Source organism: Microcoleus sp. B3-D7, assembly GCF_036705305.1.
Classification (GTDB): Bacteria; Cyanobacteriota; Cyanobacteriia; order Cyanobacteriales; family Microcoleaceae; genus Microcoleus.
In genome coordinates, this window is sequence record NZ_JAUBUE010000013.1 from 13,870 (window position 1) to 39,604 (window position 25,735).

General features: G+C 46.0%; 23 protein-coding genes. 9 read left to right on the plus strand and 14 right to left on the minus strand.

The annotated features are described in order from the left end of the window. Positions 1 to 150 precede the first annotated feature (150 nt). Positions 151 to 1,476, plus strand: coding sequence for a J domain-containing protein (locus QUB25_RS11840; RefSeq protein WP_333183460.1), 1,326 nt, complete (start codon positions 151 to 153; stop codon positions 1,474 to 1,476). A gap of 318 nt (positions 1,477 to 1,794) precedes the next feature. On the opposite strand, the gene QUB25_RS11845 is transcribed toward QUB25_RS11840, so the two are convergent. The 3 genes from QUB25_RS11845 to QUB25_RS11855 all read right to left on the minus strand — a co-directional run bounded on the left by QUB25_RS11845 (position 1,795) and on the right by QUB25_RS11855 (position 7,560). Next, positions 1,795 to 3,492: an EAL domain-containing protein gene (locus QUB25_RS11845; RefSeq protein ID WP_333183461.1), complete on the minus strand. Its 1,698-nt coding sequence runs from the start codon at positions 3,490 to 3,492 to the stop codon at positions 1,795 to 1,797. Then, positions 3,492 to 5,864: a PAS domain S-box protein gene (locus QUB25_RS11850; RefSeq protein WP_333183462.1), complete on the minus strand. Its 2,373-nt coding sequence runs from the start codon at positions 5,862 to 5,864 to the stop codon at positions 3,492 to 3,494. Before QUB25_RS11850 ends, QUB25_RS11845 begins: the two co-directional genes overlap by 1 nt. Positions 5,865 to 6,369: 505 nt before the next feature. Beyond that, positions 6,370 to 7,560 carry a WD40 repeat domain-containing protein gene (locus QUB25_RS11855; protein ID WP_333183463.1) on the minus strand — a complete coding sequence of 397 codons (1,191 nt, stop codon included), beginning with the start codon at positions 7,558 to 7,560 and terminating at the stop codon, positions 6,370 to 6,372. Between the two features lie 252 nt (positions 7,561 to 7,812). On the opposite strand from QUB25_RS11855, the gene QUB25_RS11860 reads away from it, so the two are divergent. Beyond that, on the plus strand, positions 7,813 to 8,187 hold the full coding sequence (locus tag QUB25_RS11860) for a DUF1257 domain-containing protein (protein WP_333183464.1): 375 nt from the start codon (positions 7,813 to 7,815) through the stop codon (positions 8,185 to 8,187). Between the two features lie 46 nt (positions 8,188 to 8,233). Beyond that, on the plus strand, positions 8,234 to 9,094 hold the full coding sequence (locus QUB25_RS11865; protein WP_333183465.1) for a DUF6920 family protein: 861 nt from the start codon (positions 8,234 to 8,236) through the stop codon (positions 9,092 to 9,094). A 123-nt stretch (positions 9,095 to 9,217) separates the two neighbouring features. On the opposite strand, the gene ilvA is transcribed toward QUB25_RS11865, so the two are convergent. The 3 genes from ilvA to QUB25_RS11880 form a co-directional block, all read right to left on the minus strand. Further along, positions 9,218 to 10,750, minus strand: a complete 1,533-nt coding sequence (ilvA, locus tag QUB25_RS11870; RefSeq protein ID WP_333183544.1) for a threonine ammonia-lyase, biosynthetic — start codon at positions 10,748 to 10,750, stop codon at positions 9,218 to 9,220. A gap of 84 nt (positions 10,751 to 10,834) precedes the next feature. Continuing rightward, on the minus strand, positions 10,835 to 11,896 hold the full coding sequence (locus QUB25_RS11875; protein WP_333183466.1) for an MAE_28990/MAE_18760 family HEPN-like nuclease: 1,062 nt from the start codon (positions 11,894 to 11,896) through the stop codon (positions 10,835 to 10,837). Positions 11,897 to 11,902: 6 nt separating this feature from the next. Then, entirely contained in the window at positions 11,903 to 13,057 is a 1,155-nt protein-coding gene (locus QUB25_RS11880) for a DUF262 domain-containing protein (protein WP_333183467.1), read from the minus strand. A gap of 530 nt (positions 13,058 to 13,587) precedes the next feature. On the opposite strand from QUB25_RS11880, the gene QUB25_RS11885 reads away from it, so the two are divergent. Continuing rightward, on the plus strand, positions 13,588 to 14,142 hold the full coding sequence (locus QUB25_RS11885; protein WP_333183468.1) for a GNAT family N-acetyltransferase: 555 nt from the start codon (positions 13,588 to 13,590) through the stop codon (positions 14,140 to 14,142). Between the two features lie 91 nt (positions 14,143 to 14,233). On the opposite strand, the gene QUB25_RS11890 is transcribed toward QUB25_RS11885, so the two are convergent. The 5 genes from QUB25_RS11890 to QUB25_RS11910 all read right to left on the minus strand — a co-directional run bounded on the left by QUB25_RS11890 (position 14,234) and on the right by QUB25_RS11910 (position 18,617). Continuing rightward, on the minus strand, positions 14,234 to 14,803 hold the full coding sequence (locus QUB25_RS11890) for a hypothetical protein (protein WP_333183469.1): 570 nt from the start codon (positions 14,801 to 14,803) through the stop codon (positions 14,234 to 14,236). Between the two features lie 188 nt (positions 14,804 to 14,991). After that, the gene (locus tag QUB25_RS11895) at positions 14,992 to 15,849 is read right to left on the minus strand and encodes a bifunctional class I SAM-dependent methyltransferase/HIT family protein (RefSeq protein WP_333183470.1); all 858 of its coding nucleotides are present in this window, start codon (positions 15,847 to 15,849) and stop codon (positions 14,992 to 14,994) included. A gap of 109 nt (positions 15,850 to 15,958) precedes the next feature. Next, on the minus strand, positions 15,959 to 17,590 hold the full coding sequence (locus QUB25_RS11900; RefSeq protein ID WP_333183471.1) for an Hsp70 family protein: 1,632 nt from the start codon (positions 17,588 to 17,590) through the stop codon (positions 15,959 to 15,961). 20 nt (positions 17,591 to 17,610) lie between these two features. Then, the gene (locus QUB25_RS11905) at positions 17,611 to 18,393 is read right to left on the minus strand and encodes an XRE family transcriptional regulator (protein ID WP_333183472.1); all 783 of its coding nucleotides are present in this window, start codon (positions 18,391 to 18,393) and stop codon (positions 17,611 to 17,613) included. 11 nt (positions 18,394 to 18,404) lie between these two features. Continuing rightward, on the minus strand, positions 18,405 to 18,617 hold the full coding sequence (locus QUB25_RS11910; RefSeq protein ID WP_333078782.1) for a DUF2997 domain-containing protein: 213 nt from the start codon (positions 18,615 to 18,617) through the stop codon (positions 18,405 to 18,407). Between the two features lie 82 nt (positions 18,618 to 18,699). On the opposite strand from QUB25_RS11910, the gene QUB25_RS11915 reads away from it, so the two are divergent. Next, positions 18,700 to 19,722, plus strand: a complete 1,023-nt coding sequence (locus tag QUB25_RS11915) for a low specificity L-threonine aldolase (protein ID WP_333183473.1) — start codon at positions 18,700 to 18,702, stop codon at positions 19,720 to 19,722. Between the two features lie 199 nt (positions 19,723 to 19,921). Here the strand turns inward: QUB25_RS11915 and QUB25_RS11920 are convergent, their stop codons facing one another. Together QUB25_RS11920 and QUB25_RS11925 are read right to left on the minus strand one after the other, a co-directional pair. Further along, the gene (locus QUB25_RS11920) at positions 19,922 to 20,320 is read right to left on the minus strand and encodes a DUF4112 domain-containing protein (protein WP_190737102.1); all 399 of its coding nucleotides are present in this window, start codon (positions 20,318 to 20,320) and stop codon (positions 19,922 to 19,924) included. Between the two features lie 70 nt (positions 20,321 to 20,390). Further along, the gene (locus QUB25_RS11925; RefSeq protein WP_006633569.1) at positions 20,391 to 20,729 is read right to left on the minus strand and encodes a winged helix-turn-helix transcriptional regulator; all 339 of its coding nucleotides are present in this window, start codon (positions 20,727 to 20,729) and stop codon (positions 20,391 to 20,393) included. A gap of 116 nt (positions 20,730 to 20,845) precedes the next feature. Between QUB25_RS11925 and QUB25_RS11930 the strand changes: the two genes are divergently transcribed. Further along, entirely contained in the window at positions 20,846 to 21,544 is a 699-nt protein-coding gene (locus tag QUB25_RS11930; protein ID WP_333183474.1) for a pirin family protein, read from the plus strand. Between the two features lie 156 nt (positions 21,545 to 21,700). Here the strand turns inward: QUB25_RS11930 and QUB25_RS11935 are convergent, their stop codons facing one another. After that, positions 21,701 to 22,003 (minus strand): DUF2442 domain-containing protein, encoded by a 303-nt coding sequence (locus QUB25_RS11935; RefSeq protein ID WP_333183475.1) that lies wholly within the window; start codon positions 22,001 to 22,003, stop codon positions 21,701 to 21,703. 189 nt (positions 22,004 to 22,192) lie between these two features. On the opposite strand from QUB25_RS11935, the gene QUB25_RS11940 reads away from it, so the two are divergent. The 3 genes from QUB25_RS11940 to QUB25_RS11950 all read left to right on the plus strand — a co-directional run. Further along, positions 22,193 to 22,399: a hypothetical protein gene (locus QUB25_RS11940; RefSeq protein ID WP_333137895.1), complete on the plus strand. Its 207-nt coding sequence runs from the start codon at positions 22,193 to 22,195 to the stop codon at positions 22,397 to 22,399. 164 nt (positions 22,400 to 22,563) lie between these two features. Next, complete coding sequence (locus QUB25_RS11945; protein WP_333183476.1) at positions 22,564 to 24,207, plus strand: WD40 domain-containing protein; 1,644 nt, start codon at positions 22,564 to 22,566, stop codon at positions 24,205 to 24,207. A gap of 411 nt (positions 24,208 to 24,618) precedes the next feature. Further along, on the plus strand, positions 24,619 to 25,735 hold a 1,117-nt coding region (locus QUB25_RS11950; RefSeq protein ID WP_333183477.1), incomplete at its 3' end, for an ABC transporter ATP-binding protein.

Sequence of the window (25,735 nt, forward strand, 5' to 3'; positions counted from 1 at the left end):
AAGGATGGCCCGCAGACTTGAGGACGCTTGACACTTGAGCGGATCTCGGCTTACTGTGCAGCTTGGCTGAGAATAGTAGAAGATGTTAAGTACGATTCCCTACGCGATAGCTTCGCTTCACGCGAATTTACCAACACCTGCCCGAAGCCTATGGCTGACATTAATCGATGCTACGAAATCCTCGAAATTGAGCCGGGAAGTTCCCTAGAAGAAATTAAGCGTGCTTACAGGGATTTAGCGTTTGTGTGGCATCCCGATCGGTTTGCCCACAATGACCGCCTGCAACAAAAAGCTCACCAAAGATTAACAGAAATTAATGAAGCTTACCAGCAGTTGGTGTTGTTTCTGAGTCAGCCTGAATCATCGAGGTCGATCGAAAAACAGTTTCCGCAGCCACCGCCCCCTGCGCCGGAAAAGCCGCTGAGAAGGCGTTCTCGAAAATCAGTCGCTAGGCCTGGTTCCCAGCGCCGTCAAACCCGCCCAAAAGCCGCCTCCAAAAAATTTCTCACTCAAAAAAACTCTTCAAGCAAGAAACGATTTACAACTCAAAATCGTCAAGCGTGGCGGGGCAGAAAGCAACCAGGGCGAAGCGTTGCGAGGGAAGCACGGCCATCTCAAAACTATCCAAAGATTATCTCGAAAAGGAAAAAAGAATTTTCAACTCAATACTCAAAACCGCGAAGCGCGCCGAGGGAAGTGCGGCCATCTCAACACTATTCAAGCTTCCCTTGGTGGCCGCTGGCAATCGCCGTGGCGAGTTACGCTTTGACCGGTTGGATTTTGACGAAATCAACCGCCCCGCTGTGGATGTGGGCTTTAATCTGTGGTGCAGATTGGCTGTGGGCCGCGATTTTGCTGGCGGAGGGTTCAGCAACGCCTAGAGTGTGGCTGGCGGCGCTAGTTTTGGCTGGGGCGGTAGGGGGGTCGATCGCCGGTTTTCAGGCGGGAGGAAGGGTAACAGGGGCTGCTTGGGGCGCCGTTGGAGCTGGTTTGGGGGCGATCGCCAGTTCTGAGGCCGAGTCGCGGGCTGTGGCTGCTGTTTTGGCTGTAGGGGGAGTAGTGACTGTGGTGGGATTGATGGCGGGAACTGCTTCTGGGAATTGGGTCAAGGCGTTGGTGGCGGCCGTGTGTTGGGGGGTTGTTGGCTTGATGTGCGGGCTGGCGGCGGAAGTAGGTGGGAATTCTGGCGGCCCCGTCGGGCTCTCTGGTGCGATCGGGCTGGGGATTGGGGCGTGGGCGGGGGTTTTTGCTGGAGCGGGTTCGGGGGCGATCGTCCAAGCCTTGGCTATCGCCGGGTCTAAGACTGTTTATGGGGCTTGGGCTGCGATCGGGATTATTGCTGGAGTTGTGGCGCGGATGGTAGCTGCAGAAAGGTTGAGCCACAACGGCAGCGGGCTTTATACGTTTATCCTGTTGGTGGCTACTTCCGGTTTTGGGCTGTGGCTGGGAAGTTGGTTGGGCGATCGTATCTTTTAAATTAGTCATCAGCCATTAGTCATTAGTCATTAGTCATTAGTCTTGAGTCTTTAGGAAAAATTATCCTTTACCAATTACCAATTACCACTTCCCCATTATCCTATTGTCTAGCAACAACTAAGACAATTAGGATGTTATTAATTGCTGACACCCTTCCTTTTTCCTTCTTCCTTCCTCTTTCTTCCTTGTTCCTGACCTCCGTTACATCCCGTACAGTGCTCGTTGGCAAACTTCCCTCTTCCTGACATCCGTTACATCCCTTATATCCGTTACATCCGTTACACAATCCGTTGCCAAACTTCCTTCTTCCTCCTTCCCTTACCGAATCCGTTGCCGAACTTCCTTCTTCCTCCAGGATAAATCCCAGCACTTATCGCTTTTGAGCAGCGCTTCAAACTCAGCCATTGGCAAAGCCTGACTGAAAAGATAGCCTTGAATTTCGTCGCATTCGTGCTCGCACAAAAAATCAAGTTCCTGCTTATTTTCTACCCCCTCAGCCACCACCGTCATGTTCATGCAGTGTGCCATTTGAATAATCGCTATTGTTATTGCTGCATTTTGGCGATCGTCTGCAATGTCGCGAATAAAACTCTTGTCTATTTTGATCGCATCAAACGGAAAGCGTTTTGGATAACTCAAAGAAGAATATCCCGTTCCAAAATCATCAATTGCTATCCTAATCCCCTGATCTTTCCACACCGTAAAAGCTTTAGATGCTGCAATTTCGTCTTGCAAAACAAGACTTTCCGTCAGTTCTAATTCCAAACACTTGGGATCGAGATCGGTTTCTGTTAATATCTCCCTGACTCTTTCCGTGAAATTTTTGCGCTCGAATTGACGGGCTGACACGTTAACTGCCACTCGCAGGAGTGGCAAACCTGCTCTTTGCCATGTTTTAGTTTGCCTGCAAACAGTCTCTAATACCCATTCGCCCAACGGTGCAATCAAGCCCATTTCTTCAGCCATTGGAATAAATTCCCCAGGGGAAACTCGCCCCCGTTCGGGATGATTCCAGCGCACCAAAGCTTCAGCACCAATCATTTTACCTGTTTTAATTTCTATTTGAGGCTGATAGTATACTTCAAATTCTGAGCTTTTTAAAGCATGGCGCAAGCAAGTTTCTTGAAGAAGTGTATTAATAATAAAATTAGCATTCTTTGCCGTATAAAAATGATAAGTATTGCCCCCTTTTTGCTGAGATTGATACATGGCTATATAAGCATTTTTTAGCATTTCATCTCCGTCGGTGCCGTCCCCGGGATACAAGCAGATCCCCATACTAGCAGTGACATAGACTTCGCAATCTTTGACAATCATAGCTTGGGATACAATATCTAAAATGTTTTGAGCAATCTTAGCCACATCCTGTTTTTCTGCAACTGGTTTAAGAATCAGCGCGAATTCTGCCGCTTCCAAACGAGCAACACTATTAATGTTTTCCATACAGTTAGTTAGCCGCTGGGCGATAGTGCAAAGCACTGAGTCGCCGATATCGTGTCCCCAGGTCCTGTTAATGCGGTTGATTTTATCTAAGCTAAGCGTGACAACTGGAACGACTCCGGACAATTCTTTTTGAGCATCTAATACTCGACTTAACTTTTCTCGCAAAAATGAACGATTTGGCAGGTTGGTCAAGCTGTCATACTGATGTCGGTAGAGTGCCAGTTGAATAGTTGTGTGCAAGTTTTTTTCTTCAAATGGCTTGACAATATAGCCGAAGGGTTTTGTACTATTGACTCGTCGCAAAGTAGTTTCATCGGCATAAGCTGTCAGATAAACTACCGGGATTTGAAAGCGCAAGCGAATTTCTTCGGCGGCTGTAATGCCGTCGATTTCTCCTTGGAGGTTAACATCCATTAAAACTAAATCCGGGCGAAACTTGGCTGCCGATTCAATCGCTTCTTCTCCCGAATAGACCATGCCAGTTATTCTATATCCGAGAGATATCAAACTGTCGGAAATGTCTTCCGCAATGATGCTCTCGTCTTCAACTATCAGAATTTTTTTGTTGGACACTAAATTTTCTCCTTAGAGTGCAATTTGGGCTGAGAAAAGGTTATTCTAAAAGTCGTACCAGCAGTTTCTAACAGTTCTATTCCCCCCCGGATTTGCTTGACTAGAGACCCGACCAGTCGCAAACCCAACGTTCGGGCTTTGCGATAATCTAAGTCTTGAGGAAAACCAATTCCGCTGTCGCTCACGGTTAGCACGCAAACTCTGTTATTATCTAAAGTGAAATCTATCTTTATTTTACCTTTCACTTGCCCTTTAAAAGCATATTTGAGGGCATTTGTCACAAGCTCGTTGATAATTAACCCGCAAGTAACGGCCGTATCAATATTGAGAGAACACGGCGCAATATTTGTTTGCAAGTTGACGCCTTCTGCATGATTTTCATAAGCTTGGAATAAATTGTGGGCGAGATTTTGGATGTATTCAGCAAAGTCAATGTTTGACAAGTCTTTGGATTGATACAATTGTTCGTGAACCAGGGCCATTGATCTGACTCGGTTTTGACTTTCTTTTAACATTTCACTAACCTGGCTGTCTTGGATGTAGCGGGACTGAAGTTTGAGCAAACTGGAAATAACTTGGAGGTTGTTTTTGACACGGTGGTGAATTTCTTTGAGGAGAACTTCTTTTTCTGCGAGGGATGCTTTGATGCCATCTTCGTCGCGCTTGCGCTCTGTAATATCCCGCACTACTGCTTGAATTACTTTTCGTCCGTTAATTTCCATTGCATTTAACAGCACTTCAGCGGGAAATTCTGAACCGTCGAGTCGTTTGTGTACCCAGTCAAAGCGACAGCTACCTGTTTCCATTGCTGTCGATATTCTCTGTATTGCTAGACTAGATGAGTCTTGTCCGCTAGGCTGAAATTGTGGGGAAAAGTCGCTCAGTTTCTTGCCGTAAAATTGTTTTGTGTTGCTACAGCCAAATATTTTTAAGGTCGCGGGGTTGCAGTCGAAAAACTCCTTTTCGTCAAGCAACATTACTGCGTCGCTGGTGGCTTCATAAAGGCTACGAAATTTGTGCTCTGATTCTTGCAGAGAGCAAATTAATTGGTTTTTGAGAGCTTCCGCACGCTTGCGGTCGGTAATATCTATTCCTACAGAAACTGCTGCGGTTCCCTGATGATATTTCTGAGCTACTATCAAATAGTTGCGGACGAAACCGTTAATTTCTATTTCTATTTCTTGGCAGATTTGCTGAGATGAACTGTCAAAAAAAATTCGGATCAGTTCTCCGAAAGTCGAGCCTTTGTCGAGAAAGTTGATTTCTTGACCTACAAAGCTTTCAGGAGACAGGTTGAATGAGGTTGCTAAGTGCTGGTTGACTCCGATATACCGCAAATCTGAACTGATCCAAGAAATCAGTCCGGGTACGGCATCCAAAACGGCGCGAAGTTGGTCTGTAGCTTCTTGGAGTGCTTCTTCCGATCGCTTGTGCTCGCTAATATCTGTCGCCGTTCCGCACAAGCCTAAAATAGCGCCGTTTTCAGCTTGGTTGACGATGCTGTTGACGCGCAGGTGGACGGGAGTACCGTCTTTGCGAATGTGTACTGTTTCGTAAGGAGAATTAGCGGTTTGTGGCTGAAGTTTGGTTCTCGCTAAAAGTTGGGCAAATATTTCTCTTGGTCTACTTCCTTGATCGGGAACTAAAAAATCGGTGAAGCGGCGTCCGATCATTTCTGGCGGTTCGTAACCATAGATGCGTTTGGCGGCGGAATTGACAAAAGTCAACAGGCCTTCAATATCGATCGACCAAATCAATTCTTGGGATGTTTCTACGAGGTTGCGGTACTTTTTTTCGCTTTCGGCAAGTGCTGCATTGAAGACTGCCGTTTGCTGCTGAAGTCTGTCTTCTAATTCTTGATTTGCCGTTTCCAGAGTGGCAATGGACTGCTCGCGCTCGGTAATTTCAGTAGAAACACCAACTGCGCCGACAACTTCGCCGTTTCCATCTCGCAGGGCTGCGGATCGAATTTCGTGAATAAAATGCCTCTCTGGGATGTTCCAAGTACGATCGTTTCCTGCTAATACCTCGGCAATATTTTCTAAGATATCTGGCTGGCTGCTGTAAACTTCACCAATCGATCGCCCGACAGTTGCACCTGGTTTGAGTCCCAAATTTTCTAATCCTTTCCCTGCTGCAAGGGTTAACTTGCCTTCTCTGTCTGTTGCCCACAGGAAAATAGGGGCACAACTGACAGCGGCGTGAAGGGTTTCGTTGGCTTGTTTGAGCCGCTCGATTTCTGCATGAAGCAGATCCTGGGTTGTGTTTAATTCTACCGTTAGTCGATCGGCTTTTTGCTGCCAACTCGCAGCAGTATCGCACATTTCTGCGAGATTGCGGGAACGACAGATGGATTGGTTGCAGTGTGACATGGTTACTCTAGGGCGCACTGTATATTTAACCCTAGCCTATCTTTTAAGCATAAACTTTTTAAGTCAAATATTACAATTAGCAGTAATACTCATCCGACCAAGATGCGATAATATTAAAGGTACTTTAAAGGATTCAGAAATTGCGGCTCGCTCAGGCTTTTCAGCGACAGTTCACAAATTGATAATAAGCTGAATAATGCCTGTCAGTCGGTATTTTTACGGTAACTATTTGTAGTAGTGCAAAAATAAGTTCCGCAATCCTCGGCTTGCACAAGAACTGGGATTGTAAATTTATTATATTTGTTTGCGTAGATTCACGCAGCGAGGAAGAGGGAATCGGGAAAATTGAAATATAGGCAGCGCCTGAATGGTTAGGAGGTATTTAATTTGTGAAAATCATGAGTTCGATTCCCTCTTCTTTCTGCCTTCTGCCTTCTTCCCTATTTCCTATTCTCTCTTTCTGCCCTCCGCTACATCTTGTACAGTGCTGGTTGCCGAACCTCCTTCAATTAACTCCCCAAGTTTTGACAGTTTTGTCTATACTACCACTGATAATAGTTTCACCATCGCTGCTAAAAGTAAGACAAGTAACAGAGCTTTGATGTCCGCTAAGAGTGTAAAAATTTTCGCCGGTACTGGCATTCCAAAATTTGATATTACCATCGGCACTAGCACTGACAACAGTGAGTCCGTCGGGACTAAAGGCGATGGCATTTATCGAGTTAAAATGCCCGGCTAAAGTGATTGAACTATCTGGATTCGATAGCTGTCGCAGTTGAATATTTCTGTCCCAGCCGCCAGTAGCCAAAGTCTGCCCGTCTGGACTGAAAGCCAGACAATTCGCATAACCCTTAATTGTTTGGGAGCACTCTCTGCTGCGGAGGTTCCACAGTTTAATTGTACCGTCAGAACTGCTGCTAGCGAGAGTTTGTGCGAGCGGGCTAAAAGCAAGACTAACAATTCCTGCTTTATGAGCTCCCCAGGTTAAAAGACTGCCAAAAGTACAGATTAACTTTCCCGTCTCTAAATTCCAAATTTTGATAGTAGTATCTGCCGAACCTGTGGCGATAACTTGACTGTCGGGACTGATGACAATTGCGCTAATTTCCGCTTCATGTCCGAGGGAAGTATGGCGCAATTCTCCACCCTGCCAAATTTCGATCGCACGATGTTTCGGAGTATTTCTGCTCCTCACAAACACTTCACTTTCTTGGCAAAGGACAAAAGTTTCTTGAGCGCGGGGATACTTGTCAACAGTATAGAGTATTTCTCCTGTATCTACATCGCAAATTCTAATAATTTTCCCGTGCAAACTCGCCGTGCGATATCCTCCGGGACTAATCGCAACATTTGTCCCAGTTTTGACCGTGCGGATGCAGTCAAAAAGCTTGTAAGGTACGAAGTCTTTTAAAGCTTGGCTGACTAAAGGTTCTGTCCTCGATCGCAAAATTAAATAAGCAACTCGCTGCACTTCTGCTGCGGGGTCAAGCAGCGCCTCAATTGCTAAATTTAAACCAGCGCCTCCGTATTTAGGAGCATCTTTAACAGCGGCAATCCGCGACTCGATACTAGGACTGTTGAAGCGCTGCTTGACCCCCGCGATCCCTCCCAAAACAGCGCCGGCGATCGGGATTTGGCTTTGACCGCCGAGGACAGCATCATATTCTCTGGGTTGGTTAGAATTGTCGGCAATCATACGATTTTAGATTTTAGATTTTAGATTTGAAGAATTGGAGGATTGAAGAAAGCGAACTCACGGATGAATCTGGTAAATTGTTATCGGATACTATGTTTTTAATTTCTGAAATTATGAATCCGGGGGCTAGTAACCTGGCTGCTTTCGCTGACGCTAAAACCAGGTTTAAGAGCACAAGTTCTAACTTATTGACTGTGGCAGTTTATAGTATTATAATCAAATCAGCGTTTTACACAAAAATCCGAAAGTGATATGTCACACTTCACAACTATCAAGGTTCAGATCAAGAACGGGGAACTGCTGCATCAAGTGTTGGAAGAGTTGGGTTATCAAGTAGAGTCCAATGTGCAGGTACGGGGTTATCGGGGTGACAAAACTAATGCCGAGTACGTGATTCGGCAATCCAATGGTTACGATTTGGGTTTTCGCCGCAACGGAGAGGATTACGAATTGGTAGCGGATTTTTGGGGCGCTAGAATTAATCAGCAGGAATTTATCAATTCAATTAGTCAAAAATACGCGCGGAAAAGTTTGATGGCGGCGGTGCAGTCAGAGGGTTTTCATGTTGAAGAAGAGGAAACTTTGGCAGATGGAACGGTGAGAGTTGTAGTGGGTCGATGGGTGTAAGACTCGCGCTTGATTAACTCGTTTTTAGGTATCAAGAGGAATCACAATGTGGCGATCGGCGATCGTACTAATCATCTTTGCCCTTGTAGTTGGCATTGTTGGCGCGATCGCCCTTGGAGCATACCGCTGGCATCTGAGTACCAAGGAACTGCGAGCCAATCTGGAAGCTGCACGCTTACCAATTAAACCTCTCACATTTGATGCGCGGGAAATCGCCGATTTACCCCAGCCAGTGCAGCGCTACTTTCGCGCGGTGCTCAAGGATGGACAAGCGCTAATTGTAGCAGCGCGGGTTTCCCACGAAGGCACGTTTAACATGAGCGAAACGGCAGAAAAATGGAGCGCCTTCACCTCAACTCAACTGGTAATTACTCAGCGCCCTGGCTTTGACTGGGACGGGCGAATTGCCATGATGCCCGGTATCAATGCGTTTGTTCATGATGCCTACATTTCTGGCGAAGGCATCCTCCATGCGGCGCTGCTGGGCCTGGTGACTCTGGCGGATATCCGCGGCACTCCAGAAGCTGCACAAGGGGAACTGATGCGCTTTTTCGCGGAGGCTGCTTGGTATCCGACGAGACTGCTGCCGAGTCAGGGTGTTCGCTGGGAGGCGATCGACAATTCTTCGGCCAGAGCAACGCTACAGGATGGCGACACCGCTGTTTCCCTGGATTTCCGCTTTGATGAAGCAGGGGTAATCGCCAGTATCCGCGCCGAGGCCCGCGCCCGTACAGTTAACGGGGGGCTGCTGTTTGCGCCCTGGATTGGCCGCTTCTGGGACTACGAATTGCGAGAGGGTATGCGGATTCCGCTCTCCGGTGAGGTGGCGTGGCAACTGCCTGATGGCTCGCTATTGCCCTACTGGCGCGGCCGCATCACGAATATTGCCTATGAGTTTGCACGATGATTCTAGTTTGTGCTGTAGGGTGCGTTTGAGTCTGAGATTTTCTCCTTTGTAGGGGCAATCCCCCCGTTGTTGCCCCGGCTTCAACCGCCTCCTTCATAAAGAGGGTAACTTTCCCAAAAAACCCTACCTCAAAAACAATTTATACGCCGGATTTTGACTCTCATCCCCATACTGATAGCCCAGCGTATCCAAAAAAGCCTGCCATTCCTGCATCTCATCGGGCGGTACTTGAATTCCCACCACAATTCGCCCGTAATCTGCGCCGTTATTTCGATAGTGAAAAACGCTGATATTCCAGTTAGGGCTCATCGAACCGACAAACTTCATCAACGCACCCGGACGTTCGGGAAATTCAAAGCGATAAAACAATTCATGATCGGCCAGCATCGAACGCCCGCCCACCATATGCCGCACGTGCAATTTCGTTAATTCATCATCAGTTAAATCCAAAGTCTTGAAGCCACAACCTTCAAAACTTGCCGCTATCTTTACCGCATCGGCACGGTTTTGAATTTGTACGCCGATAAAAATATGTGCCTCTTTCTCATCCGCAATTCGATAGCTAAATTCAGTTAAATTGCGTTTGCCCAGACATTCGCAAAACCTGCGGAGACTTCCCGGTTGTTCTGGAATTGTGACTGCAAAAATCGCTTCGCGGCGTTCGCCAAACTCTGCTCTTTCTGCTACAAAACGCAGGCGATCGAAATTCATGTTCGCGCCGCAAGCAACAGCAATTAATGTTTGTTCTGCGATTTGTTCCCGTTCGACGTAAGCTTTCGCACCTGCGATCGCCAAAGCGCCAGCAGGTTCTAAGATCGATCGCGTATCTTCAAAAACATCCTTAATCGCCGCGCAAACATCATCCGTATCCACCAAAATAATCTCATCCACATACTCCTGACACAAGCGAAAAGTTTCCTCCCCCACTTCGCGCACAGCAACGCCATCAGCAAATAAACCCACCTGCGACAAACGCACCCGTTTACCGGCTTTCAGCGATTGATTCATGGCATCGGAATCCACCGGTTCGACGCCAATAATTTTAATTTCCGGCCGCAACCGCTTGACATAGGCCGCAATTCCCGAAATCAATCCACCGCCACCAATTGCCACAAAAATCGCGTGAATTGGTTTTTGATGTTGCCGCAGAATTTCCATGCCGATCGTACCCTGTCCAGCAATCACGTAGGGGTCATCAAAAGGGTGAATAAAAGTCATACCTTTTTCCGCCTCTAATTGACGCGCAAAAGCGTAAGCATCATCGTAAGCATCCCCATGCAAGACTACCTCTCCACCACGGGCTATCACCGCATTTACCTTCACCTGCGGCGTCGTTACGGGCATCACGATAATCGCGCGAGTTCCCAGGTGGCGGGCGGCGAGGGCGACTCCTTGAGCGTGGTTGCCGGCGGAAGCTGCAATGACACCTTGTGCTAGCAAATCCGGCGACAGTTGCGCCATTTTGTTGTACGCACCCCGCAGTTTGAAGGAAAACACCGACTGCATATCCTCTCGCTTCAGCAAAAGTTTATTGTTGAGCCGTGCTGATAGATTCGGGGCGGATTCTAGGGCTGTTTCTTGAGCAACATCGTAGACGCGGGCTGTGAGGATTTGTACCAGGTAATCGCAAAGCATGGGGTTAGCAGGTTGGTTGATGCCGGATGGTGGGATAATTGTACGGCACTTGTGTTAGTATTTTGCGGGGAATTGGCGAGCGGGCGATCGCAGTTAACAAAAGATTCAGTCAACTGGGTTTGATTTAGTTACATAAATAGTCAATCCTATTCTGGCATCCCGATCGAACTTTAACCCTACTTCTGCCTCCGAGGTTATTTCCACATGATTGTGGGAAATATCATTAAGCTGAAGGCTCTCAACTTTAGCAGCGTAGCAGTACGACAATTCATCATTAACTAAAACTAGAAAAACACGTTCTTCTACAGTTAATGTAACTTCCTGAACTTTGGCTACCCCTGCTTGTGGCTTTTTGAACCACTCAGTAATTTTTCCAATCTCCCTTACCAGCCCTCGATCGATCTGGCGTAAAATTATATTGTAGGTGACTAAATCGGCAAGGGATTTACATAAAGCCTCAACAAAATCACCTAAGTCCAACAGTTCTTGAGTCCCCAAAATCTCATCTGTAGAGCCGTGTGCTGCTTTATTTCGATAGTCAACCAGTTGTTTGAGTTCTCCTTCTGCCGTGTTTTGACTGCCGCGAACTTCCTCTACAAAATATTTAATTTCTTTGTGGTTAATGACCCATTTCCACGCCTCATCAATCCCAGCATTTTTCAAAACTGTTTCTAGCACTTCCTTCCGTAAATTTTGCTCGTGCAATAGGAAAGCATCAGGAAGTAGTTCGTATTTTCCAGTGTCAGTAATTCCACAGGATAATCCTTGCACTACTTTCTCAACTGAAAGGTGTTGAAACCTATTCTTTTTGATGTCAATTAATAAACGCCCTATACCCTCTCGATGGGTATTTTGAATTTTTTCTCCCAAATCTGAATAACGTGGAACCAAATCGGGCATCCGTCGCAGCCAATCCGAAATTAAATCCTCAACGAAGCGCTCGTAAATAGCATACAATCGGGTTACAACAGCAGAGCGATCGTAAATTTCCCACTCCTTTTCGCTAGGAATTACCTCTATTAATGCGGCAAATTCAGGATTTTCTGCCAACTTCTGTTTATTTAAACTGTATCGAGTTACGATTTTTCTAAGTCGATGGTTAGTCTTGATTATCGCACGAACAGTTGAAATTTTGACACTAGCTTTCTCGATTAGCTCCTCAAACATCGCAAGTTATTCTCCGATAACTTGCGAAAGCATTTCGTCAAATATTCCGAGCCGCTCCTGAATCTCTGCTTTACTTGTTCCGCCTCCTGTCAAAAAACGAGCTTCTGGTTTGTTAAAGAGGTTTTTTGTTTCTTCAATAACTCGATTTTGCAAGTTTTTAGAAATAAATTTATGGGCATCATGTAATCGCGTGCTAAAACCAAGCATAGTCACATCATAATAGGAGCGATTGGATTGCTCAGACCAAGTTTGAGATTGAGCATCGAATGGTTTAAATAAATGCTTTCCGTAAACTTTATGTGCTAATTTAATAGTTTCCGTGAAAACTTTTTCCAGAAAATTTATATCGTAATTGGTGAATTTTAAACTTTTCATCATATACAAATCTAAAAAATCTGGCATTTCCATGTGATAATGTTCTATATTCCTTAAGGCAAAAAAACGCAAAACTAATTCAGCATCTTCCATTTTTTCATAAATACTGTTCTTCTCTAAGTCTCGGCTGTTATCGTCTGTCGGAATTCCCCAAGCTTCAGCAAATATGGGATTCCGCGCTAATTTTAGCAACAGTTTATTGAACTTCCCACCATACAAAATGTTTCTCATTTCCTGTTGGCTGAAGTTTAATCTTCCAGTATTTAGACGTTCAAAGGTTTTCTGTTTTAGGAACTTGTCTGCTTCAGGATTGGAGGTTAATTCGGCAAGAATTGCTATTGAGGATATGGAGCGTCGATCGATATTAGCCCTAATTTTTTGAGGAAGTCTGTTGTAGGTATATCCATTTAATTCAGGCAAAATTTCCAGCTCTGTCAGTTTGAGTTTGTTTTCATAAAACTCTTGAATAGCGGAGATTCGCTGCTCACCATCCAAGACTTCATAAGGCTTGAAATCTTGTTTGTACAGAATTATTGAAGGTACGGGAATATTGACAATAAATGACTCTATCAATCGGGATTTCATCGTCGCAGTCCAACGACCCCTTCTTTGGTAGAGCGATGGCATTTCTATATAATTAGAAAGCTTTAATGATTCAACAAACCGGGGAAGCTTTTCACGGTTGATTTCGGTAACGATTGGTGTTTCTGTGAAGTCGTAGCGCTGGTATGTGCCGCGATCGAACCTGCCCCGATCAGGTGTGTTTGGTGGCAAACTCTTCCACATCTTTCTTTCAAATGGTGCGAGCTGCATTTCCGTAGTCTCCCTAAGCACAACTTGTTAATAATTATAGCATTTTCACGATTAGCCGATCGACTAAAATCTAGCAAAAAGTGCGATCGCCAACTATCTCCACAGAAGATCGATCGCCCTCACCCGATCGCAAAATCCGATTTTATGGCAAAATTAGCCTAGACTGAAATATGAAAGCTGGCGATCGGGCAAGCTGTAGCGAATGTTGCCCTCGCCCGACAAACAGGTTTTAACCTCAAGGGTATTCTACTAACCTGCGTTCCAGCTCGATCGGTACAATAAATAATATCAAATCTAACTTAAATACCCTCTTTAGTTCCTCGCTCAGACGCAACTTCGTTACGTAGCGATTTCAATTGCCGAGTTGGATCGAGAGTTTTTAACGCTGATTTGATATAATTAGATTCTGCGTGAGTCCTGACTTAGTTTTTGCCGTTTCCCCGGTTATAAAATCCAGTTTGTGAGCGTATTAGTCCGTAATCCTTAATTTAGTATGTAAATTCATGAACGTACAAATTACAGATTTGCGTGCGGTTGACGAGCCAAAAATTCAACAGGTAGCTAGATTAATAGTTGAAGGTTTTAAAGAGCATTGGCCCGATGCTTGGCCCGATCTAAAATCTGCTTTGCAAGAAGTGCAAGAATCTTTGGAACCGGATCGCATCAGTCGAATTGCTGTCGCCGACAGCAATCAAGTTTTGGGATGGATTGGCGGGATTAAACAGTATGACGGTAATGTTTGGGAACTGCACCCGCTGGTAGTGAGAACAGAATTTCGCGGACAAGGAATTGGTCGATCGCTCGTAGCTGATTTAGCAACAGAAGCTAAAAACCGGGGAGGGATCGTGCTGTGGGTGGGTACCGACGACGAAGACAATCAAACAACTCTTTCAGGCATCAATCTTTATCCTAACGTTTGGGAACACGTCGCCAAAATTAGAAATTTGCGCGGTCATCCCTACGAATTTTATCAAAAAATGGGTTTTGCGATCGTGGGAGTGATGCCCGACGCCAACGGAATTGGCAAGCCAGATATTTTCATGGCAAAGCGGTTGTAAAGTTTAATGTAGGTTCTAAATTTACTGATTGGGGGCTTGTCTATTCAACACTTAGCAAAATTAATTGTTGAAAGTTTCCCAGAAAATCGGTCTAGTCTGGACGTGCGAACCCCGTTCGAGGGTCGCTAATAAACAAACCCAGAACTAACGAATCCATCACCGTATCCCAGACAGGAGTCAAACGTTCAGCATCGTCAACCCAGTAATCAAAAGTAATCAAACACTGAACATTAGAACCCAATCCAATACAGATTCGCGAAAAAGCTTCCCGCTGTTCTGGAGGGTCGATAAACTTAAATTCAGTCCAAACAATGCGGGCAGTTTGCCGCTTCAATTGGATAATTTCCCCAAAAGCGATCGGATTCCTGGTATCATCTTCAACCACCTTCTGTAATAGCGGCACCAGCGGAAAATCTGCCCAGTTACCAGGTGGTAGCAAATTAAACGAAACCTCCAAACGACAATCATCATCCGGCGGCTTTTTATCCGTAAATCGGAACGAATTAGTATCCGGTTCAAAATGCCAATCTTCCGGGACATCAAAACGAACTGCACCTCTTCCTGCTACAAAAATTCGAGTTCCAGGCTTTGACTTCCAATTGTGGTCTTCTTTGAGTTCTAGAGTTTCCTTGAGCCATTCTTGCTTTTTGCGCTTAGACATAAACAGAACACCAAATTGCTGCTAATGTGTAGTTTTAGACCTTGCAAACACATTTTAACTCTCTTTTGCTCGCCGTTTGCTCAAATATAACAATCCTTACAAAAATTATGAATTCCTCTCTTCTCTATTCCTCTGTGTACTCTGCGCCTCTGCGGTAAAAAATAATTACTTTCACAATTGGCTAACTTTTATTTTTCACTCTTGGGAATCACATACCTAATTCCGCCTTTATTCCCAGCCGCATCGCCCTTGTAACGGGGGATAACATGAATAGCCGCGTGACTGCGACTTTGACCAGCCTGTTTATTAATATTGATTCCCACATTAAACCCCTCAGGCTGAAACTCTTTACTTAACATTTCTTGCACCTTATTAGCCATAAACCAGCAAGCCGATTGCTCTCGAAACGGAAGTTCAAAATAATTAGCCACGTGACGCTTGGGGATGATTAAAACATGACCTTTGCTGGCGGGATAACCGTCAAACATCGCAAAAGCTGTTGCTGATTCAGTTAGCAAAGTTAGGTTTTTGTAAGGATTGCAGAATATGCAGTTATTAGTAGAATTTCTTTGATGGTTGTAATGCACGTATTTGTAAATTTCGCACGACTCATCTAGGTGAACTGGCTTAAAGGGAAGTTTGACAATGCACTGATATGTAGGTTTTTTGTGGACATAATGTTCTCGAAAGCCTTCTTTTTTGATATCCCTTCTCACCGCAAAATACGCATTCCCTCCCGGTTTCAACAGGTGCGACACTTCCATCAGGACATTAGCTTGTTCTTCGGGAAACAAAACATTCAAAACATAAAAGCAAATGATTGTGTCGAATTTATCTTCGGGGAATTCCGGGAAATAATAAGGGTCATAACCCGTAATATCGAAGCCTTTTTGCTGCAACAATTTCACATCGCTGCCGAAGCCGCACCCAAAATCTAAGACTTGGCCTTGCAGCAAGTTTTTATCCAATAAAAATCTTGCCGGGAATGACAGGAAAATTCTTTCGATGGCCGTCAGGTGGCTGAATTTATTTTGTTGCTTTTTCATGGTGGCATAAATTTGATTTAAAGCGATATTCTTCAGTCAGCGCACCATCCAGACGAGAGTTTGTGGAGTAGCAATTTCCAGATCCGAATGTTATCTAAAAATTTTACCATTATTGCAGTTTGGCGATCGCCCCTTTTTCCACCAACACCTTACCAGTAACCAAATCCCGCACCGTCGCCAACAAAACCCGCCTCTCATCCACCTCAAAACTCACCGAAATCCTGTCAATTCCCAATACCCCGGGCGGATTTAAATGCGCTACGCAAACCTGCTGGTGGTGGCTTTCCAGAGACCGAAAATCAGTTTTTTTGTTGAGCAAACTGCTCGTCATTTGCCCTTTTTCGTTAAAAATAACCTCCGCTTGCGATACCTCCGCAACTTCCCCAATATCTAACCGAATTTCCCTTTGCCCTTCAATTGCCACTTGCAGCGTCAACTCTTCGGAACTTTGACAGGGATACTTCATTTCCTTGCTAAATATCGGCGAATAAGCATAAGCTTTAGCATAAGGTTCCCAGAGGCGAATTGCATAGCTGTGGCGCAAATAATCGTCAACACTCGCTAATTGTGTCAAGGCTAAAGCACCGTGCGCCACCGCTTCAAACGGCTTGTCAGCTTTGACTTTTTGCCGCCCAAAATACGAAACCACTAAATTAGATACAGCCGGAATTAGAGAAGTCCCTCCTACTAGCAAAACCTGTTCTATATCTGCTTTGCCGATACCTTTTCCCATTGCAATGCTCAGCACTTCGTCTAAACTTTCCCGCAACTGTTCTAACAACTGTCTAGATTCCAGAATTTCCTCAAGCTTGTCTCGGTTTAGCTGCAAGTCGTAAGACATAAAATTTTCATCGTCAAACCAGCTTTCCTTCGCCTCATTAACTTGAGAAAGTTGAATTTTTAATTTTTCCGCTATTTCTAATAAGTTTTGCCAGCCAACTGGGCCGACTTCTGCCCGCGACGAACCAATTTGCCGCAAATAATCTTCGACAATCCAGATGTCAATATCTTCGCCGCCTACATAAGCATCGGATTTTGCCAATACTTCGGCACGCACCCCCCCCAGCCCCCCCTTGTCAAGGGGGGGATCGAGATTTCTCCCCGCGTTGCTAAGGGAGGGTAAGGAGGGGGTTACAGCAGTGCGAACTAAACTTAAATCTAAAGTTCCGCCGCCAAAATCCACTACTAAAACTAGAGAGCCGGGGCGTTTGACTGCATATCCCAGGGCGGCGGCTGTGGATTCATCTATTACCTGAACTTCCGCAACTCCCAAACTTTCTCCTAAGTCGCGAAACCAATCTAGATATCGCTCAAATGCTCCGACTGGTACTGTAAAAATTACTTTGTCTGGCTGTATATTTTGTAAATATAATTGTTTCCAAATAGTCTTAATAAACTGTTCTGCTACTGATTCGGCTGTGTAGGTGTCGCCGTCGATATTGCGGGGTGGCGGCTGAAAGTCGGCAGCTAAATTGCGTTTAAAAGCTTTGAAAAAGCGGTCTGGCTGGGATTGCCCCAAACGCTGCGATCGCACTTTTTCTCCCAGCACCAACTCTCCGGCATTTTTCACAAAGACTAAAGTCGGCACTACAGATATTTCTCGAATATCTCCGCTCAAATTCTTCTTTTTAAAAATGCGGGACATCTCGCCCAATCGCAAAGTTTCTGGTGTTTTCGTATCCGGGTTAAGAATGCAGACAACGGTATTGCTGGTGCCGAAGTCAATGGCAACTGTAGTCATGTTGATTTATAATTTAAAATTTAATTTTTCATTCCCGCTGGAAGGGTACGACTAACTTTAGCAGGAGTAAGAATTCGCTCTCCCTCTCGATAGCCGACAAACCGAATATAAACTAATTCTCCTTCGGTTATATCCTCAACATCCGGCTCGTGCAACTGCGGATTGTAAGCAGTTTGTTCCCACGCAGAACCAATCATTTCAAAATCCCAACTTGACAAGAGATTTTCTAAGGGAGTAAACAAAGCTGAGAGATTTTTGGCGGGCATATCCGGCTTGGCTTCTGCCATTTTGCGGGCGGCGGGATAGTTGGTTAACAAAGTTTGCAACTGTTCAAAGGTAGCGCGGCGAAAATCGGCAGTTAGTTGAGCTTTTTGCTGCTGCAATTCCGATCGCAGCCGGAAACACTGCTGCCTCAATTCTTCTATTTCGCTGGGATCAGTTGTGATTGTAGCCGATGTGGGCAGCGCGCTCAAAGTGCGATCGAACTCTTGAAAATTCAAATTCAGCACTGTTGCCAGCCGTCTCAGTTGGTCTACCGTGAGTTTTCCCACGTCTCCCTGCCGCACTAAGCGCACTCCAAAGCGACTTAAGCCTGCTTTTTCGCCTAAGTCTTGCCAATCGAGAATGTCTAGCTGATTCATGCGTTCCCGCAGAATTTTATCGTACTTAAACTCGATCGCATCTCCCGCCTCAGATGCAGCATAAAGGTAGACTAAAATGAGAAAAATGCCCCCGACAGCCAGCGCGAAGCTGAAGGCAGGCACTGTTGTTACATCAACTGTTGCACCGATGAACTCAAACATCTTTAACTCTTCTAAACTTGTTTTAAAGTCTGCGTTTGTTCAACGACCAAATTTTCTTCGCCTTGGTAGTATTCTGGCAGCAAGTCTTGAGATTCTACTTCTCCGAGGGCTTTTTCTATCCCGGCGGTGGTTTCGGTGCAACTCGAACCGCTGGCGTTAAGGACGGTTTCGGTAATTTTGCCGTCTTTGCCGATGCGGTATTCTATTTGGCGGTATTCTGCCATAATTCTTCCTCTTGGTTGAATGCTTGACTGTTGACTGTTGAGTGTTGAGTTATATTATAGATTCTATTTACCAATTATTCTAATGAATTTTTGTAGCGACAATGCAACCGGGGTTTCGCCGGAGATTATGGCGGCGATTGCAGCGGCTAATTGCGGTGCTGTGATGTCTTACGGAGATGATGAATATACGCAGCGTTTGCAAGTTAAATTTTCGGATTTGTTCGAGACATCGGTGACTGTTTTTCCAGTAGCAACAGGTTCTGCTGCTAATGCTCTGGCCCTTGCGGTTATGACTCCTCCTTACGGGGCTGTTTACTGTCACGCAGCATCTCATATTAATTTAGATGAATGCGGCGCGCCGGAGTTTTTTACAGGCGGTGCAAAGTTAGTTACAGTAACAGGAAATCATGGTAAAATAGAGGCAGAGACTTTAGGAAAAATGCTCGAGCGCGCTGGTGCAGGTGTCGTCCACCACGTACAGCCCGCAGCCGTCAGCATCACTCAAGCAACGGAAGCCGGCACAGTCTACAATCCAGCAGAAATTTCCCACATTTCGGAAGTAGTTCGCGCTCACAATTTGCACCTGCACATGGATGGAGCTCGCTTTGCCAATGCTGTTGTCAGTTTGGGCTGTTCTCCGGCGGATGTCACTTGGCGCGCCGGTGTGGATATTCTCTCATTTGGAGCTACAAAAAACGGTGCGATGGGTGCGGAAGCTGTGGTTTTTTTAAATCAAGAATTAGCAAAGACTTTCCCTTTTTACCGCAAGCGCAGCGGGCATCTTTTCTCGAAAATGCGGTTTTTGTCGGCGCAGTTGGAAGCGTATGTAACGGATGATTTGTGGCTGAAGAATGCCGCTCATGCAAATAATATGGCAGCGAAATTAGCCCAAGGTTTGGCGGAAGTTGAGGGAGCGAAGTTTTGCGATCGGGTTGAAGCCAACGAGATTTTTATTCAACTTCCCGAATCTGTAATTACATCGGTTTTAGCTGAGGGTTTTCTGTTTTATCGGTGGGATGAATGTACTGTTAGACTGGTAACGGCTTTTAATACTAGAGAAGAAGATGTTATTGCTTTGGTGGAAGCGGCTAAACGACATCAGTGATTATTTCGTAAGGGCGAGTTTTACGAATAATATCTGACGAGTACCAACAATCTAGATAAACCCGCCCCCCACAACAGATAACCCACATCAACATTAAATTTGGATTGAATACGGAAAATCTACATTCTGATTTTTCGTTTGATGGGGCGAGCTTGAGAGATTGTTGGTTATTTACAATTATTGTTTGTGAAATTCGTACCTACAATTTAATAGATTGAGGAACAGGTTCGGCAACTGCGGCTAGTTCTGGTTCAGCTTCTTCGAGGTGTGCTTCTAAAAGCGCCAGATTTCTCATGTTTGATTTATAAAAAGCATCGAAGATATCTCCTACTAAAGGTACTGAACCAACGACGGCTTCTAGACCGATATTGTAAATCATTTTCCCTAGAGTTTTTTGGGGAATGTTGAATCGAGTTGCTAAATAAATTAGGTAGGCGGAAAACGCGGTATCTACGATATCCCCAGCACCCGGAACTAAACCGATAATAGGGTCTAAACCAATGCGAAATTTAGTGCCGGGGATGCCAATGGCGGTATCCATCAGGCGACTGAGTTTGCGGATGCGGTTGAGGGTGGCGAGACGCTCTATGTTGTTCATATTATTATTGTTGAACTAGGTTGAAAATTTGAAATCTGTCGGAAGACGGAAAAAAACATTTAGAAACCGCTCATTTTCCATCTTCGCTAATATGCTGAATTCCCCATTCGTGCATGGCATTAATAATCGGTTTGAGACTTTCGCCCAAAGGCGTTAGCGAATATTCAACTTTTGGCGGCACTTGCAGGTAAATTTCCCGATGCACGATCGCGTCTGACTCCATTTCGCGCAGTTGCTGCGTCAGCATCTTCTGAGTAATGCCGTTGACAGCTCGTTGCAGCTCGTTAAAGCGCTTCACTCCTTGAAACAACTCCCGCAGAATCAAGACTTTCCAGCGCCCGCCAATCACCTCTAGAGTGCGTTCTACAGGGCAATTTGCTCGATCGACCTTTACTTCTTGGACTTGCATAGTATCTTTTTGGTAAGTATCGCACTTTTAAGTGCGTACTATCCATAATAACTTGACTCGGTTTAAAATAAAAACATCAAAGAAGTACCCGATAAATTTCACTGAGGATTCAGAAAATGATTACCGTCAGAAAAAGTGAAGCAAGAGGACACGCAAATCACGGTTGGCTCGATAGTTACCACACATTTTCTTTTGCCGGCTATTACGATCCAAATTTTATGAATTTTCGATCTTTGCGGGTAATTAATGAGGATTTCGTTAGCCCCGGCAAAGGTTTCGGCACTCACGGGCACAGCGACATGGAAATCATTACTTATGTATTAGAAGGAGCATTAGAACACAAGGACAGTTTGGGTACTGGTGCAGTGATTAAACCCGGTGAAGTACAGCGGATGAGTGCAGGTACGGGGATCAAGCACAGCGAGTTCAATAACTCGCAAACAGACCCGGTTCATTTGCTGCAAATCTGGCTGTTACCCGATACACAGGGTTTGCCTCCGAGTTACGAACAGCGGGAGTTTCCCCTAGCAGAAAGGCACGGAAAACTGCGTTTAGTGGCGGCACGGGATGCGAGAGATGGTGCTGTGAAAGTGCATCAAGATGTTGATTTGTATGCGGCTGTTTTGGATAAAGACTCGCGGGTTTCTCATGCTTTGCAGCCGAATCGCCACGCTTGGGTGCAAGTTGCTCGCGGCTCGGTTTTGGTCAACGGTTTGCCTTTGAAAAATGGCGACGCTGCGGCGGTTAGCGGCGAGTCTGAATTGGCGATTGAAGCTACGGCAGATGCTGAATTTTTGCTGTTTGATTTGGCATAGAATTGCACAAGAAATCCCCGGCTTCTCCCAGAAGTCGGGGATTTTAGATCGTTCGGCGATTGAAATCGCTTAAGAGTCAAAGTGTCCTCCGAGTAGAGGGGGACTAAGAAATTAATCAGCCATCCAAGATTTGGCCCCAAAAATACCTGCGATCAGTTAGGGAATGCCCAACTCAAAATCTAAGCTTTCCCCGTGCACGCTACTACCGGAAGGCGGTAGCCAAACATCAGCAAGTTGTTCTGGTGAAGCACCTTCTAAGCCTTGTGCAAGGCTTGGAGGAAAACAAAAAATAGCACCGTTTTTCAGTTTTATAACTATTAAATCTTCTGACTGGTTATACTGCACAGATTCGGCGCGGGCCTCTGTAGCCTCAGCGTTTTTCCATGCTTCCTTGGCTTGGGCTATTTGCTCTCGGAAATTTTCCTCAGTTAATTCTTTTTCCCAGTTTCTAAATACCATATATTTCTTGCGATCGGTTTTGTTAAGTGTGGATGCTTGATTATGGCTGCATGGGATTGTGTTAAGCGGACTGTGAAGGACATGATACTTAATAAGGGGTTACTACTTAGGAAATAAGTAAATAGGAGGAAGAAACTAACTTTTATGTGTGGTATTTCTGGTAAGGGTCAATGTTTAGGATAAATTTTTATGGAACAACAGCCGATCGCCAGAAAGCATCTTATTGGAAGCCTCATCACTGGTTTAGCAGTTGGCGCGATCGCGGGCGCACCCCTCGGCTGGATGGCTAATGGGTATTATTCCGAGCAGCGTTTGGCTCAAATTCTGATTTGCCGAGAAAAGAATAGAGATCAGCCAGTTGCTATTGTTGAGGCTAGGTGCGGTTCCCGATTCTAAATTTTTCTGCTAGCCAGAGGGCTGTGTCAAATATTGTGAGGCTTGTGAGAATGTCGAAAGTTCGATCGTCGCGCACGCGTTTTGGCGTTGTCAACCGTCAATATGCCACAAACCGGAAAAGTTATGCGTCAGTCGATATGTGGGTATGTTAAATTGACACAATAATGAATTACAGCAGAACAATTCCGGCTATTTTGAGTGCTACGATCGCCCTGAGTTCGATCGCCCTCATCCCACTGACATCACCTCAAATTGCCCTCGCATTAACCGCCGACAAAGTTAAAACCGTTGCCCAACAAATTACTGTTCGCATCCAGGGGACAAAAGGCGGTTCTGGAGTAATTTTAGAAAAACAGGGCAGCACATACTATATTCTCACAAACTGGCACGTTGTCGATAAAGCTGGCGATTACGAGGTCGTAACTCCCGATGGCAAAGCTCACTCTGTATCATACAGCCTCGTGCGGCGAGTGCCAGGAATGGATTTAGCCGTCGTACCCTTCAGCAGCCCTCAAAGCTACCCCCTGGCTCAATTAGCCAATTCCGCAGCAACTAAGGGAAACAAAGCTTATGTGGCCGGCTGGCCGATATCCGGCGGTTCTCTGAGACAGCCGATTTTCATCGCCACGGAAGGTCAGCTTACCGGCCGCCAAACTCCTTGGAACGGTTATACTTTGGTCTACAATAACTTAGTGAGAGCGGGAATGAGCGGCGGGCCGGTGCTCGATGACGCAGGGCGAGTTGTCGCAATTAACGGCATTGTCAGGTTAGAGGACAACTCTGATAAAATTGTGGCGGCGGGAATAGAAATCAATACTTTCATGAAATGGCGATCGACTGTTTCGCTGCCAGTAGTTCCCCAATCTCCAACTGCTGGAAACCCCAAAACTCCGGCGAATAATGCGCCCCGCACGCCCGCAAGTGCGATCGCCTTTGCTGCCACAAATACCCTCAAAGGGCCTTCGGAAGTTGTCAGTTCCCTTGCCCTAGCTTCAGCTTATTTTACTACAGGAAATAGCAACGGCACAATCTCAGTTTGGAATTTTCCCAGCGGGCAATTAAAAACTACCCTGCAAGGACACGCGGAAGCAGTAAACGCATTGGCCGCGAGTGCTGATGGCAAGGTGTTAGCTAGCGGCAGCGACGACAAAACTGTGAAAATTTGGAATTTAGAAACAGGCTCGGTTGTACGCACTTTGAGCGGGCATTCCAATGCTGTTTCGAGCGTTGCCGTTAGTGCCGACGGTCAATTTGTAGCCAGCGGTAGTTGGGACAAAACGATTAAGATTTGGAACCAGAAAACAGGAGAGTTGCTGCGGACTTTGACCGGGCATTCTGGGTTGGTGAATGCTGTTGCAATTAGTCCCGACAACAAAACTTTAGCTAGCGGCAGCAAAGACGGTTCAATTAGGTTGTGGAATTTAGCTACAGGTCAAGCAATTCACACGATTGGTGGCAAAAACTTGTCTGTTTTGTCGCTAGCTTTTACTCCCGACGGCAAAAGTTTAGCTGCGGGAAACAGCAATGGCACTGTTGGGTTGTGGAATGCCGGAAACGGGCAGTTAATTCGGCGTTTAAGCGGGCATACCGACGGGGTTTGGTCGGTGGCATTCAGTCGGGATGGCACTACGCTGGTTACTGGCAGTTGGGATAAGAGTGTGAGACTTTGGGATGTGCGATCGGGCGAATTGAGAGGTAATTTGAGCGGTCATGCTGGCTACGTTAGCGCTGTGGCGATTAGCAGCGACGGTAAGACTATTGTTAGTGCGGGTTGGTTGGGGGAAATCAAGATTTGGAAAAGGAGTTGAGATTTTTTTGAACGAACCGCGAAGGCGCATTAGGCGGAGGGGCGCGCAAGCGCTACTCAACCTAGAAACAGCCCCGCGTCTGTAGCGAAGGCAGCTAGTTGACGGTTCGGTTAGGCACGGACTCTACTGGTAGGATGCGTCAGTTGGAGCGATTCGATGTACATCGGCTAATCGTTTCCGGGCTCGGCACCCTACTACCTAGCATTTTGTTTCAAAGTCCGATCGACCCTTATGATAGATTTGGTTCTTGCCAGACTACACTGGAAGACAAAATCAAATTAAAAATTTCGCCATAAATTCGATCGACCCGCCGATCGGGCGGGACTCTCAACTTCGTGGAACAGGCGTCCCGCCTGTGGTTGGCAAAGTAAATCTAAAATCTAAAATCTAAAATTGCGTGACTTCTGACAAATGATTGAAGTAGAACACTTAAGCAAAACTTACGGTTCGACCGCAGCGATCGCGGACGTGTCTTTTTCGGTCGAATCAGGAGAAATTCTCGGGTTTTTGGGGCCAAACGGCGCGGGCAAAACCACAACCATGCGGATTTTGTCGGGATATTTGCCGGCATCCAGCGGTACGGCCCGCATCGCCGGCATGGATGTTCACGAAGACTCGATGGCCGTCAGACAGCGCATCGGCTATCTGCCGGAAAACCCGCCACTGTATCCAGAAATGACTGTGGAAGGGTTTCTGTTTTTTGTGGCCAGAATTAAGCAAGTACCTGCGGGCGATCGCGCGCGACGAGTTACCTCCGCGATCGAACGCTGCGGCCTGGTTGATAAACGCAAAGTTTTAATTCGCAAGCTTTCTAAAGGATTTCGCCAGCGCGTCGGTATCGCCCAGGCGATCGTCCACGACCCCCCGGTAATTATCTTAGACGAACCAACCGTGGGCCTCGACCCCCGACAAATCATCGAAGTTCGCAATTTAATCAAAAGTCTTGGCGGCCAACACACAATTATCCTTTCCACGCACATTCTGCCGGAAGTCAGCATGACTTGTAACCGCGTTACCATCATCAATCGCGGTAAAATCGTCGCTGCGGGTAGTCCCGAAAATTTGATGGAAGAGTTGGCCGCCGGAGAGGGCTACGAACTCGAAGTTGAAGGCGAGGGGGATTTGGTAAACAGTCGGCTGTTGCCTTCTTTGGAAAATTTGCCGGGAGTTCGATCGGTCGAATTGATTCCAAGCAATCAATTTTTAGTGGGTCGCTACCGCCTGCGGGCATTGTGCGAATCCGACATAGAACCCGGACGAGAAATTGCTACAGCTATCGTCGCCTCTGGATTTGGACTGTGCGAAATGCGTCGCTCTCGCGCTACTCTGGAAGATGTGTTTTTAAGGCTGACAGCGGCTGAAAAGAAACCGGAAGAAAATCGGGTTCATAGCGAACCGGAGGTCGATCGAAATCTGCAAGAAGCGGCAACAACTCAAGACTCGATCGCGGATTATCATCAATCCGAATCGCAACCGATAGTCGAAAATCAGCCCGTTGTTTCAGAAACAGTAGAGTCGATCGAGCATC